The sequence below is a fragment of the Virgibacillus kimchii genome, assembly GCF_055379185.1.
In genome coordinates this window covers 4,185,753-4,199,749 of sequence record NZ_AP043951.1, presented here as the reverse complement: position 1 = coordinate 4,199,749, position 13,997 = coordinate 4,185,753, and the positions used below count along the sequence as shown (strand labels likewise).

The 13,997-nt window shown below is 41.1% G+C and carries 10 protein-coding genes; all 10 read right to left on the bottom strand.

Annotated elements, in window-relative coordinates:
• Positions 1-37 precede the first annotated feature (37 nt).
• The 10 genes from ACZ42C_RS20470 to ACZ42C_RS20425 all read right to left on the bottom strand — a co-directional run bounded on the left by ACZ42C_RS20470 (position 38) and on the right by ACZ42C_RS20425 (position 13,888).
• Positions 38-1,246 (bottom strand): quaternary amine ABC transporter ATP-binding protein, encoded by a 1,209-nt coding sequence (locus ACZ42C_RS20470; protein WP_461182110.1) that lies wholly within the window; start codon positions 1,244-1,246, stop codon positions 38-40.
• A 3-nt stretch (positions 1,247-1,249) separates the two neighbouring features.
• Positions 1,250-2,104 carry an ABC transporter permease gene (locus tag ACZ42C_RS20465; protein ID WP_461182111.1) on the bottom strand — a complete coding sequence of 285 codons (855 nt, stop codon included), beginning with the start codon at positions 2,102-2,104 and terminating at the stop codon, positions 1,250-1,252.
• A gap of 74 nt (positions 2,105-2,178) precedes the next feature.
• The gene (locus ACZ42C_RS20460; RefSeq protein ID WP_461182112.1) at positions 2,179-3,177 is read right to left on the bottom strand and encodes an ABC transporter substrate-binding protein; all 999 of its coding nucleotides are present in this window, start codon (positions 3,175-3,177) and stop codon (positions 2,179-2,181) included.
• Positions 3,178-3,556: 379 nt separating this feature from the next.
• A complete protein-coding gene (locus ACZ42C_RS20455; protein ID WP_461182113.1) occupies positions 3,557-4,627 on the bottom strand; it encodes an undecaprenyldiphospho-muramoylpentapeptide beta-N-acetylglucosaminyltransferase in 1,071 nt (356 codons plus the stop codon).
• A 255-nt stretch (positions 4,628-4,882) separates the two neighbouring features.
• On the bottom strand, positions 4,883-6,070 hold the full coding sequence (locus ACZ42C_RS20450) for a NupC/NupG family nucleoside CNT transporter (protein WP_461182114.1): 1,188 nt from the start codon (positions 6,068-6,070) through the stop codon (positions 4,883-4,885).
• A gap of 145 nt (positions 6,071-6,215) precedes the next feature.
• Positions 6,216-7,508, bottom strand: coding sequence for an NCS2 family permease (locus ACZ42C_RS20445; protein ID WP_461182115.1), 1,293 nt, complete (start codon positions 7,506-7,508; stop codon positions 6,216-6,218).
• Positions 7,509-7,678: 170 nt separating this feature from the next.
• Complete coding sequence (odhB, locus tag ACZ42C_RS20440) at positions 7,679-8,953, bottom strand: 2-oxoglutarate dehydrogenase complex dihydrolipoyllysine-residue succinyltransferase (RefSeq protein ID WP_461182116.1); 1,275 nt, start codon at positions 8,951-8,953, stop codon at positions 7,679-7,681.
• On the bottom strand, positions 8,940-11,807 hold the full coding sequence (locus tag ACZ42C_RS20435; protein ID WP_461182117.1) for a 2-oxoglutarate dehydrogenase E1 component: 2,868 nt from the start codon (positions 11,805-11,807) through the stop codon (positions 8,940-8,942). Before ACZ42C_RS20435 ends, odhB begins: the two co-directional genes overlap by 14 nt.
• Before the next feature lie 516 nt (positions 11,808-12,323).
• Positions 12,324-12,797, bottom strand: coding sequence for a tRNA (uridine(34)/cytosine(34)/5-carboxymethylaminomethyluridine(34)-2'-O)-methyltransferase TrmL (gene trmL, locus ACZ42C_RS20430; RefSeq protein ID WP_461182128.1), 474 nt, complete (start codon positions 12,795-12,797; stop codon positions 12,324-12,326).
• Between the two features lie 242 nt (positions 12,798-13,039).
• Positions 13,040-13,888: an amidase domain-containing protein gene (locus ACZ42C_RS20425; RefSeq protein ID WP_461182118.1), complete on the bottom strand. Its 849-nt coding sequence runs from the start codon at positions 13,886-13,888 to the stop codon at positions 13,040-13,042.
• Positions 13,889-13,997: the final 109 nt, after the last annotated feature.

The window sequence follows — 13,997 nt, the reverse complement described above, 5'->3', positions numbered from 1 at the left end:
TAAGACTGTTCCCCCTGATAGGAACAGTCTCAATAAATTATCCGTTATATTCTTCCGTCTCTTCTACTTCCTCGGAAACTAAGCCCGATAGTACGTGTACGCGCAGAATAATTCCCAGTAATTTTCTGTTATCATCAACGACTACTAATGGTAAACTGGATTCCAATGCTTTTGGGATCAAATCATTCACATATTCATCCGATTTTACTGAGGTAATCTCCTGGTGCATAGTTTCTTCCAATGTCTGTTTTTCTTTTATTCCTTTCACCGCATCATCTATCGTTGCAATCCCTTTCAGACGCCGGCCCCGATCAACAACGAACACACTGGACAAACCGTTTTCTTTCATTTCTTTGACAGCCACATTTAAACCGTCCTTTATGGAAACCAGGGCGTTTGGCTTAATCATAATGTGCTCGGCCTGAAAAACTTTTGATCTGTCAATGTCTTTAATAAACTCGGATATATAGTCATTTGCCGGTGCTTCGATAATCTCCTCCGGTGTTCCCACCTGCACTACCCGACCATCCTTCATCACTGCTACACGATCGCCAAGTTTAAAAGCCTCATTTACATCATGGGTAATAAAAATAATCGTTTTCTGCAAACGTTCCTGCAGGTCAAGAAGCTCCAATTGCATTTCACGGCGGATCAGCGGATCCAGAGCACTGAAAGGTTCATCCATTAACAAAATATCCGGGTCATTGGCAAGCGCCCTTGCCAAGCCAACACGTTGCTGCATTCCCCCTGATAATTCATCGGGAAATTTATCCTCATACCCCATTAACCCGACACTCTCAATATTTTTCCTGGCAATTTTCCGTCTTTCTTCCTTGGACACACCACGTATTTCAAGTCCATATTCCACATTTGCCAAAATCGTCCGATGGTTGAATAAACCAAAATGCTGGAAAACCATCGCTACTTTTTTCTGCCTGAATTCTTTTAGCTGAGTGGAGGAATATTTCACAATATCCTCGTCATCCACAAAAATAGAACCGTCTGTAGGCTTATTCAGCATATTAAAACAGCGGATTAATGTGGATTTCCCACTCCCGGAGAGACCCATAATGACAAATACTTCGCCCTTTTTTATTTCAAATGAGGCATCATACACGCCAACGGTATGGTTTGTCTCCTCTAAAATTTCAGCCTTGGTTTTACCTTCTTGAATCATTGGTATGACGGACTTTGGCCTTGGACCGAAAATTTTAGATACATGCTGTAACTTTACCTTTGTGGTCATGCATTAACCCCCTCTCTTCTTTTGCAGTTTCTCTACAATTCCGTTCGTAATCCTGTCAATAATTATCGCCAAAAATACGATACTGATTCCTGCTTCAAATCCCAGGGCAATATCAATTCGATTAATGGATACCAATACCTGCTCTCCCAGCCCTGAAGCACCTACCATGGATGCAATAACCACCATCGCCAGTGCCATCATGGTTGTCTGGTTTACACCCGCCATGATGGTCGGGACTGCCTGGGGAAGCTGAACTTTTTGAAGTATTTGCCATCTGGATGAACCAAATGATTGTGCTGATTCCACCACTTCTTTGTCAACACCCCGTATGGCCAATTCCGTCAGTCGTATCACGGGGGGCACTGCATAGATTAATGTTGCAAATATAGCAGATACATTACCTAAACCAAAGAAAAAGATAGCGGGTATCAAATATACAAAACTCGGCATCGTCTGCATCGCATCCAAAAGTGGCCGCATCACCGTGGAAAATCCTTTGCTCATAGCCATCCATACACCAAGAGGGATACCGATAATTAAACAAATAATCACTGCTGTGATAATAATCGCAATGGTAGTCATCATATCCAGCCACAGGCCAAATGTACCAATTAGAAAGATAAAAAAGCTGTAAAGCAATCCTGCAAACACCGATTTAAAGTACCATCCCAGTAAAAAGATAAAGACAATGAATAACCACCATGGGAGCCATACAAGGAAATCGTCAATCATGTTGATGGTACGTGAAGCAATAAAATAAATAAAGTCAAAAAACCGTGCAAATGTGGTATCAAGAAAACTGACAAAATCATCTACATAATTTCCTATTTGTGTCTGTATATCGGGAAATGTATTCATATACCGACCACATTTTTATATGGTCTTTTCACCTCCAAATTCAGAAAGCAGCTGGACTGCCAGCTGCTTTCTCGTTACTGTATAGCCTCTTTTACATCTTCAGCTACTTCTTCAGAAACCCAACCAGTCCAAATATCTTCATGTTCGTTCATCCACCAGATCGCTGCTTCTTCAGCGGAAGCATCATTTTCGTCCATATAGATGAGCGCTTCTTCCGTCAATTCAGTACTTGTTTCATAATTGCTGAGAAATTCCACCACATCCGGTGCTTGATCAGGCATATCTTTGTGAACTGCAACTACTACATCATTCGGTGGGAATTCAGTAGCTCTTGTTTCATTCCATACTTCTTCATCATACGGGTCTTCTTCCAGCAGTGTTAAGTCAAATTCCGCCGTCACCCAGGTTGGGGACCAATAGTAGCCAACCCATGCCTCACCATTGTCATAGGCTGATGCCAAGTCCGCAACAATGGCAGCATCAGAACCGGGCATAAAGTTATTTAATGTTTCATCAAGCCCGTATACGTCAAATTTATCATCTATATGATCGGCAACTGCCCAGCCGCTTGGCGCGTTGATTACTCTGCCGCGGTCTGGATCTTCCGGATCTTCAAATACTTCCGGATAATCTTTTAAATCCTCCACTGTTCTTAAATCCGGCGCCATTGGTTCAATACCTCGCTCAGGATCGCCTTCAATTACATATGTCGGAACATACAGCCCCTGATCATTATCATCAAAGTTGGTGGAAAGAACCTCAATATCCCCTGCTTCAACGGCTTCCTCATAAGCTTCTCTTATGTTATCAGTCCAGATTTCCGTATAAGCATTTATGTCACCATCCCGCAACCCTTGAATTGTAGCTGGTGTTGAACCGGCAGTTACATCTGTATCATATCCAAACCCTTCCTCAATAATGGTTTGCGCAATACTGTTATGGACTCTGATACTGTCCCATCCGGCATCAGCAAACACGATGGTATCTATGTCTCCTTCTGTTCCGGAATCACCACCGCATGCAGCTAGTACCATTAGAAGTACTGCAGAAAATGATAATAATATCTTTTTCATTTTTTTACTACTCCTTTTCCTTGAAATATCTACGTATTCATAAAATTACTGCCCTGTATAAAAATTTACATGATTGAAAATGTAACACGAGCGGAAGCAAAATTATAGAAGGCATGGGGAGAAAAACTTGTAATTTTTCTGTAACAAATTAATTCTAATAAAAAAATCCTATATAATCAATTTGGTTAAAGAGCAAAATAATCTTGTAACTATGCTAATACAACAGTCAATTCAATATAATCCCCGGTTATTAGCAATATAGTCTAAATAACTTCCGAATACGCCAAATGAATCGATAATCCCATAAAATTTAAATTTATTTTCATGACTTTATTCTCAAAAAAAATAACCCTCTGCATTTATACAGAAGGCTGATCTTCTATTTTCTCACTTCCCGAATGATTTCCATCACCCGTTCACGTGCCTTTTCACTTTTATATTCTTTCATTTTATCAATCATGACAGGCGCACGTTTTTGCAGTTGGTCCAACTCTGTCAAAAGTGTTTCTTCCGACAAATCCTCTTCCTGCAGAACGCGTGCATACTGTTTTTCTTTAAAAGATCTTGCATTCACAATCTGGTCGCCCCGGCTTGCTTTTAAGGATAAAGGAATAAGCAGCATGGGAATACGCAAAGCAAGAAACTCAAAGATAGCATTCGCACCTGCTCTGGAAACGACTAAATCTGTTGCAGCAAAAATGTGCTTAAGTTCCTCATTTATATATTCAAATTGGGAATACCCCTTTGTACGAATTGACTCATCCACGTTATCTTTACCGCAAATATGAATGATTTGAAATTTATTAAGTAATTCCTGCAGATTCTCTCTTATGATACTGTTCAGCTTTTGAGAGCCGGCGCTGCCGCCCATAATTAACAGAATCGGTTTATCTTTTGAAAGTCCGGCGAGCTCCAGGCCTATTTCCCTGCTTCCCTGAAAAAGCTCCTCCCGCATGACAGCACCGACATATTCTCTTTTCTTCTCAGGCAAATATTCCATCGTTTCAGAAAATGTCGCCAAAACTTTCCGGGCAAAAGGAATTGCAATTTTATTTGCCAATCCCGGTGTATAATCGGACTCATGAATGACAGCAGGTACCCTTTGCATCTTTGCTGCAAGCACTACCGGCACCGAAACAAAACCACCTTTTGAGAATACAATGGAAGGTTTTTTCTTTTTTAATATTTTTCTTGCCTGCATCGTCCCCTTTAGTACTTTAAAAGGATCCTTTAAGTTTTCTCTGGAAATATACCTTCGAAGCTTTCCCGTTGAAATGGGATGATACGTCACTCCCTCCAACTGCTCAATAAGATTTCTTTCAATACCATCTATAGAGCCAATATAATCAATTTCCCATCCTTTATCCAAATACTCAGGTATTAAAGCAAGATTAACCACGACGTGTCCGGCGGTTCCCCCACCTGTAAATATCATACTTTTTTTCTTCATCTAATACTTCCTTTCTTTCCTATACCGAACAAAACTGTTCCATCTCTATCCTATTAGAAAATAATAAAAAAAGGAAGTGCAGATGTAAAGCAAATTTGTTTATTATTGACTCCCATCTGCTTACATAAACGTATCCAGGAGAAATGAACTATGGACAAACTCCTTTATTCCTGTTTCGGTACACACCCACCTGGCTTTGTATCAGGTTGTCGTTACAAAGCCTGGTAGTGTAAGCAGTCAATTAATCATTTTCCCTTACAGAAAAAGTCCAACTATCGTCGCAGATAATATGGAAGCCAACGTAGCACCGACCAGCAACTTCATCCCAAACCCTGATACGCTGATTGCTTTTTCACTGTCAATCCCTTTTACGGTACCTGCAATGATCCCGATAGAGGAAAAGTTAGCAAAGCTTGTAAGAAAGACAGTAACGATACCTACCGTCTTTTCTGATACCTCATTCATCATAGGTTGGAAGTCCAGCATCGCGACAAACTCATTTGTAACTATTTTCGTTCCCATCACAGAACCTGCCCGGATGACTTCATCCGGAGCAATCCCCATTAATATACCAATCGGCGCCAGAATATAGCCCAATATCTCCTGAAGCGTAACGCCTGCAAAGATCAACTGAATTAAACCATTTACCAGTTCCAGAGAAGCAATAAACGCTATTAACATCGCAGCAACGATTAATGCAATTTTACCGCCTTCCAATGCGCCATTACCCATCGCTTCAAATACACTTCTGTCATTGGTTACATTTTTTATATCCACGACATCTTTCTCTTTTGGTACGCTTACCGGTGCAATGATGGAAGCGATAATAAGTGCACTGAACATGTTGAGTGGTAATGCCAGCAAAACATAGGATGCTGGCAGCATTTGAATATAAGCACCCACGATGGAAGCTGAGACGGAACTCATCGCAGACGCACTGACAATATATAGCCGGTTTCTGTTTAAGTGATGGAATTGGGTTCTAATGGCAATCAAAGCTTCAGATTGTCCAAAAAAGATACTATTTACAGCATTGAATGATTCAACCCTTGGCAGGCCGGTAATTTTCGAAATAATACCCCCGATATATTTAATGATTGTCGGAAGTATTCTTAAATAAGTAAGTACAGAAAGAATGGTAGCAAAAAAGATAATTAAGAGCAGCACATTAAAGAAAAACACGCCACCCTCATCGATGACAAAACCCCCAACTACAAATTCTATACCGACCGTGCCGTACTCAATCAATTGATTAAAACCTGCAGCTATACCATTGATAATATTTTGACCAATCTGGGTGGAGAACATAAACCACGTAATCAACAACTGCAAAATAATCATAATTCCAATACCTTTATAGTTTATGTTTTTTCTGTCATTGGAAAGTAAAAAAGCGATTCCTAACACAACAAGCACAGCTAAAATCCCGAGGAGGATTCCCATAACACAACGCTCCTTTACGTTTTTTCAGTAATTTTAAATAACCATGCATTTTTTATATACCCTAATTAGTTGTTCCCTTATAACGGATTTACTAACATAAAAAAAAGAAAGTCCCGTCATTTTTACAGGACTTTCTTTTTTCATATTAATGTGCAGGAAAGAAGATCATTTGCAGCACAAAGACTACACCAAAGAAGTAAATAATCCAATGAACATCTTTTCCTTTGCCACTTACCAGTTTAAGCAGCGGGTATGTGATAAACCCGATCGCTATACCAGTGGCAATACTGGATGTTAATGGCATGGTCAGAATGATGGCAAAGGCCGGAAATGCTTCATCAAAGGTTTTCCAATCAATCCTTGCCAGCCCCTCCATCATAAAACAACCGACAATAATCAGAACAGGAGCAGTGATGGCAGGCAAATCTGCAATCTTTCCAATAATCGGCGTAAAGAAAATGGATAAAGTAAATAATACGGCAACAATAAGCGATGTCAGCCCTGTTCTTCCACCTGCAGCCACCCCAGAGGATGATTCCACATAAGCTGAAGAAGGGCTTGTCCCGAACATCGCACCTACCGTGGTGGAGGTGGCATCTGCCATCAATGCTGATTTTGAGCGGGGCATGGTTCCATTTCTCATCAAACCAGCCTGCTCCGCAACTCCGATCATGGTTCCTGTTGTATCAAATATTGTAACGAGTAAAAAGGCCAGTACAACAGTATACAGACCGTGTGTAAAAACACCGGAAATATCCATATCAAAAAATACCGGAGCAGGCGGAGCAGAAACATAACCTTCATCAAAATACAGATATCCCGTCAGCATAGCTATCAGACCTGTGGCAATCATTCCTAAAAATAGCGCACCTTTTACTTTCCATGCAAATAATATGAGTGTAATGAACAGGCCGGCGATGGTAAGCTGTGTCATCGGATCATGCAAGTCACCAAAACCGACAATATTTTCCTCATTCGGCACCACGATCCCTGCCATCCTCAATCCAATAAAAGCTATAAAAAGGCCAATACCTGAAGTAATGCCAAACTTTATAGAAGAAGGGATAGCAGTAATTAAAGTCTCCCGCAAATTCGTTAAACTCAGTAAGATAAATATAACACCTGCCAAGAAAACTGTCCCCAGAACTACTTGATAAGAGACTCCATGAGCAGCAACTACTGTGGCAAAGTAAGCATTCATCCCCATCCCGGGGGCAATGGCAATTGGATAATTGGCAAATAACGCCATATATAATGTTCCCACTACAGCTGCAATAATTGTAGCCATAAACACTTGGTCAAATGGAACCCCTGCTGAAGACAATATGGCCGGGTTTACAATAATTATGTACACCATGGTGAGAAATGTGGTCATCCCTGCAACTACTTCTGTTCGGATATCCGTATTTTTTTCTTTAAGTTTAAAGAAGTCTCGCATGTTTACACCTTGCTTTCCGAATAAATTGAACAACATACAATATAGTATTTGTTTTCCATTCGTATTGCAATAGGTAAACAACATTTAACTAATTTTGTGGCAGCTAAAAATTAAAGACCTCGTATGGGAATTTACTCCCAAACGAGGTCTCTGCCATTTTCTATTCCTGTTTATCCTTCCAGCAGCAGATCATATGGATCTTCCAGCATTTCCTTGATGCGTACAAGGAACTGTACTGCTTCTTTTCCATCAACGATACGGTGGTCGTATGATAATGCAATATACATCATTGGGCGTACCTCAATCGTATCATCAGGCATCACCATCGCCCTTTTTTGGATATTATGCATTCCCAATATACCTACTTGCGGTGCATTCAGAATTGGCGTTGATAGCATGGATCCAAAGATACCTCCATTTGTAATAGAGAAAGACCCGCCTTTCAAGTCATCCAATTTCAGCTTATTATCACGTGCTTTTTTACCTAATTCGCTAATTTCACGTTCAACACCGGCGAAATCAAGGCGATCCGCATCCCGTACTACTGGAACAACTAAGCCATCATCTGTAGATACAGCGATACCGATATCGTAAAATTTCTTTTTGACGATTTCATTCCCCTGAATTTCCGCGTTTAACAGCGGGAATTCTTTAAGCGCACCAACTACTGCTTTTGTAAAGAAAGACATGAAACCGAGCTTTACACCATGTTTTTCCGCAAATTTTTCTTTGCGTTCACTGCGAAGTTTCATGATATTCGTTAAATCCACTTCATTAAAGGTAGTTAACATGGCCGCTTCCTGCTGTACACCAACAAGATTCTTGGCAATAGTTTGGCGGCGTCGTGTCATTTTAACACGTTCTACCGGTTTATCAAATTCGGTCTTCTCCGCTTCTTTCGTTTCTTTTTTACCAGAAGACTTCGCACTTGCTTTTTCTCCGGATCCTTTGGCAGCAGCATCGACATCTTCAGGGCGTACACGTCCCAGCGGATCACGCGGACTTACTTCTGATAAATCAATATTCAGCTCTCTTGCCCGTTTTCTTGCAGCTGGAGAAGCAATGACATCCGTTTTTGAATCACCAACAGGTTCTTCTGTTTTGTCCTCTTTTTTCGGAGATTCAGTCTTTGTCTGCTCCTTCTTTGGTTCCTCTTTTGCTTCTTCTTTTGGTTTTTCTTCCGGTTCAGCTGGAGTGCTTCCGGCTTCAGCAGTTTCATCCACTTTACCAATTACATCTCCTACTTCTACATCTTCCCCTTCACCTGCTGTAATTTCAGCAAGCACACCGGAAACTTCAGCGTTTACTTCCACATTTACTTTGTCTGTTTCCAGTTCTACAACCGGATCCCCTTTTTCGATTTTTTCTCCTTCTTTAACAAGCCATTCCGCAATAGTGCCTTCTGTAATTGATTCTGCCAGCTCTGGTATTTTAATTTCCTGCACCAGAATCTCCTCCTTTTGATGGATTGATTGCTCTCTCTACTAGTTGTGCCTGTTCTGTTTTATGCACGTTCGGAACTCCTACCGCAGGGGATGAACGATCCGGTCTGCCTACATATCTCAGTTTCTGACCTTCTTTGAGCATATCCCTTAAATAGTTATCCACAAAGTCCCAGCTCCCCATGTTTTTCGGTTCTTCCTGTACCCAGACAACTTCTTCCAGGTTAGGGAGCTCATCTAATTTCTCTGCTAATGCTTTTTTAGGGAATGGATAAATCTGTTCCAACCTTAAGATTTGCAAATGATCGTAGTTTTTCTCCGAATTATCAATGGCTTCTTCAATATCCACCATCACTTTTCCGCTGCCGATCAGCAGACTTTTCGCTTTTTTCTTATTTACTTCAAAGTTCGGCTGGTTGCGCAATGGTTCAAACTTTCCGTTTGTAAATTCTTCAGCCGCCGATGCTACTCGCTGATTCCGGATCAAGCTGCTTTTTGGCGTCATTACAACCAACGGTCTGGATTCTTCCCTGTCACGTAAAGCAGCCTGCCTTCTGAGCAAATGGAAGAACTGCGCTGATGATGTTGGGTAGGCAACAATCCAGTTATTTTCTGCTGCCATCTGCAGGAACCGCTCCAGACGCGCACTGGAATGCTCCGGCCCCTGTCCTTCATACCCGTGCGGCAATAATAGAACCATGTTCGACTTTTCGCCCCATTTTGCCCGGGCAGCCGAAATAAATTGATCAAACACCACCTGTGCGGCATTGGCAAAGTCACCAAACTGCGCCTCCCATATTACCAATGTCTCTGGAGACTGCACGCTATATCCGTACTCAAATCCCAATACACCCGCTTCCGATAACGGGCTGTTGCGTATATCAAATGCTGCATTTACCCCGTCAAAACCATGCAGTGGACTGAATTTTTCATTTGTTTCCACATCATGCAAAACGCTGTGGCGATGTGCGAATGTACCTCTTTCCGTATCCTGGCCGGTTAATCTGATAGGGATACCATCCTCTAAGATCGAAGCATAAGCCAATGCTTCCGCTGTACCCCAATCCGCTTTATTTCCTTCTTCCAGTGCATCTGCCCGGCGTTTTAAAATCCGTTCTACTTTCTTAAAGCCGTTAAAGCCTTCCGGACGCTTCAGTAAACTTTCATTTAAAGCTTTTAATCTGTCGAGATCCACAGCTGTGTCAAATTGACCAAGACCGTTTGTGAGCGCAACCGGCATATTTTCCGCTTCTGCGTCCACCGTTTCATTTTCTTTCATACTGTTATAAATAGAGCGCAAGTGGCTTTCCACATCACTCTTGATCTTGGTAAAGGCTTCCTGATCCAATGTTCCCTTATCTTCCAGTGTTTTTGCAAAAACATTTGCTGCAGAAGGATGATTGTCAATTTCTTTATACAATAAAGGCTGGGTACTTCTCGGTTCATCCATCTCATTATGTCCGTAACGACGGTACCCTACCAGATCTATTAAAATATCTTTATGAAATTTCTGCCTGTAATCATAAGCGATTTTCATTGCAGATATACAGGAGATCGGATCATCCGCGTTGACATGGATAATCGGAATTTCAAAACCTTTGGCCAAATCACTGGCATATCTTGTCGATCTTCCATCTTCCTGATTTGTCGTATATCCGACAAGGTTATTTGCAATGATATGAAGTGTTCCGCCTGTACGATATCCAGGCAATCCGCTCATGTTCAGTGTTTCCGCTACTACACCTTCCCCGATAAATGCTGCATCTCCATGAATTAAAACTGGAATAGCTTTATTTACGTCCTGTTCAGGGTAGCCGGCTTCCGAACGATTATCCTGTGCCGCCCGGGCAAACCCTTCAACAACCGGGTTGACAAACTCAAGGTGGGAAGGATTATGCGCCAATGTGATACGTGTTTGGATTTCATCGTCTTCTTTCACTAATTTTTTCGCACCATAGTGATATTTAACATCACCTGTCCATCCATAGTTAATCCCCATGGAACCTTCTGATGGCATTAGCTCTTTATCCGGTGAATGGTGGAACTCGGAAAAGATTTTATCATATGGTTTCCCAAGGACATGAGCAAGGACAGCAAGTCTCCCCCGGTGTGCCATCCCCATCATGATATTATCCACTTTGTCTTCAAGTGCAGATTCAACAACCTGATCAAGCATCGGAACCATTGCTTCCAGCCCTTCAATGGAAAAACGCTTTTGACCAACAAATGTCTTTGCCAAAAATGCTTCGAATCCTTCCACATGGGCCAGACGTTCCAATAACTGTTTCTTTTCTTCATCGGATAAATCCATGCGGGCATTGCCTGATTCTATTAAATCAAGCAGCCACTGGCGTTCTTCGTCATTATTTACATGATCATATTCAAAAGTAATGGTGCCTGAATAATATTTTTTGAGCGTGTTAATAACATCCCAGCCGTTCTCCACATTACCGGAAGATTTTTCCCATAGCCAGGAGGCCGGAATATTCTTTAAGTCTTCCTCCGTTAATCCGTACGTTTCCGGTGCCACGAGTTCAGATACCCGCTTTTTTTCCAATCCTACAGGATAGATGTCTGCTTCCAAATGACCGAAACGACGAATAGCCTCAACAAGTTTCATTGCTGAGGTAAGTTTCTTTACATTGTCAATGGATGTCTCTTTTGTACCTGATGGCTGTGGATGCTGTTGTCCTGTAAGCCATTCCGGTGCTCCATGCCGGTCGAACATTTCTTTGATTGTCGGGTCAACCGCTTCCCGATCCCCTTTGTACAATTCATATTGCTCTTCAATATACCCCATGTTCGGACCATGAAAATCCGACCAGAATCTTTGGTGAGATTCTTCACTTTGTGCCACCTTTTATACCCCCATTAGAAGTTAACTATTTCCGTATATGTAACGGCGTCTTACACTCTTTTTTCATTATAAGACTGTGGATGTACTACTTCAACTAATATACCTTATTTTACGTCAGTATACAATACAATGTGACATGTGTTTTTATTGATGAAATTTTCATATGATTTCGTTCATAAAATATACTTATATCATTAGTTCACATAACAGGCATTATTAGGTATAATAGGGGCATATTAAAGAAATCTTGTCTAGGAGGATGACCGTATGAAATTGTTAATGATATTAGGAGTAATTGTGATATTCTTTATATCATTTTTTACTTCAGGCTACGAATCAAAACCTGGTGTCCCGAAAAAAGATCAAATGCTTTCCTAATTCAGTGGGGGGATACTCTACCTTTACATCGTTATTCATTAAATCACATATACATTGTGATATATGACAAAGCACGGAATAAATGATTCCTCTCATCAGCAAATAGAGCCGCCATGATTCAATTCATGACGGCTTTGCTTATTCCATCCCGGGAAAACCCTGTTGCCGCAGCACTTCATAAATAATAACAGCCGCTGTGTTGGATAAATTCAGAGAACGTACTTTCTCATTCATGTGAATGCGCAGACACCTGTCTTCCTTCCCTTCCAGCAAGTGATGTGGAATACCATTTGTTTCCCGGCCAAAGACAAAGAACAAATCTTCCTCTGTATGACTAAAATCAATATCCGTATATTTTTTATTGCCAAAGTTCTCTATATAATAAAAAGCTCCCTTTGGATACTTTGCATAAAGGGCTTCAATAGAATCGTATTCTTGGATATCCACATTTTTCCAGTAATCAAGCCCTGCTCTTCTCAACATTTTATCATCCGTGGAAAAACCAAGCGGATGAATTAAATGGAGCGTAGTATCCGTAGCCAGACAAGTTCTGGCGATATTACCGGTATTTGCCGGAATCTCCGGCTGATATAAGACGACATGTAAACTCACTTTCTCATTCTCCTTCTTTTTAACTCCACTTTCACAGACAAAATAAAGGGAAATTCGTGCATAAATGTCCTTGACAAGCAGTTTCATGGACAATACAGACGGAATTCTTGCTGATTTGTCCTTGACAAGCGGTCTCACGGACAATACAGACGGAATTCCTCCCTGAAATGTCCTTGACAAGCGGTCTCACGGACAATACAGACGGAATTCCTCCCTGAAATGTCCTCCTGATTAGTATACCATTAACCATTTCCTATCCTGAAAAATTTGTATTCAATATTTGGTGTCCATGCTGTTGAATCTTCATATGACCAGTAGCGATTCCGGCTATTCACTGTATGTGCATTAACGAGAGGCATGCCATTTGCATCCTTGGCCACTACGATGGTGTTGTGGTCATATCTTCCATCTCCTTCAAAATCATAACAAATAACATCGCCAGGTGATAAATCAGAAGCTCTTTCCACTTCAATTCCCTGCAGCCCTTGCTCAGATCCACTTAAATACCAGCGGAGTGAATGAGCAACAGCCCAGCTGAAACTCCAATTATCATCTCCATACCACCAGCCCCGCTCCCTATTCGGAGCTCCCCACATTGGTGCTCCACCTGCATATAAACATTGGGAAACATAATTCGTACAATCCACATCAAACTTTCGAAATTCCGGATTGTAACTATTCCACCAACGTTCCGCATATTGTACGGCAGTATGTCTGTCATAGGCAAAACGATTTTGGGAAGCCTCCCCCATCATATCTTCCGGTTGAATGGCTGCTTTTTCATTTTCAGCTTGAATATCCATTTTTCGATGTTCTGCCACTTCCCCATTTTTTAGCCTGAACTGGTAAGGTATCACTGTTTCCTCCAAATAAAAATGATCCCTCTGTTTGATTAAAAAAGCAAGATGAAGAAAATAATGATGTAATGTTTTATGATCATAGCGTAATGTTCGGTGAATATGTCCATTTCCTTGAATACTGACAATATCAGCTCCCCGGTCCTGACATAACTTTTTCTTTCTTCCCCACCAGTCATCGGAAAAATGTTCATCCTGAAAAAATTCAAGCCACTGTTTTTTTAGTTTTTCCATAAAAAATCCCTCCAATGCTATTACTATATGGAGGGATAGCTTGATTCAGTTTAAAATTATGGTTTTCACAACTAATTATCATAATCAGGACAGAACCTTGTCAAAATAA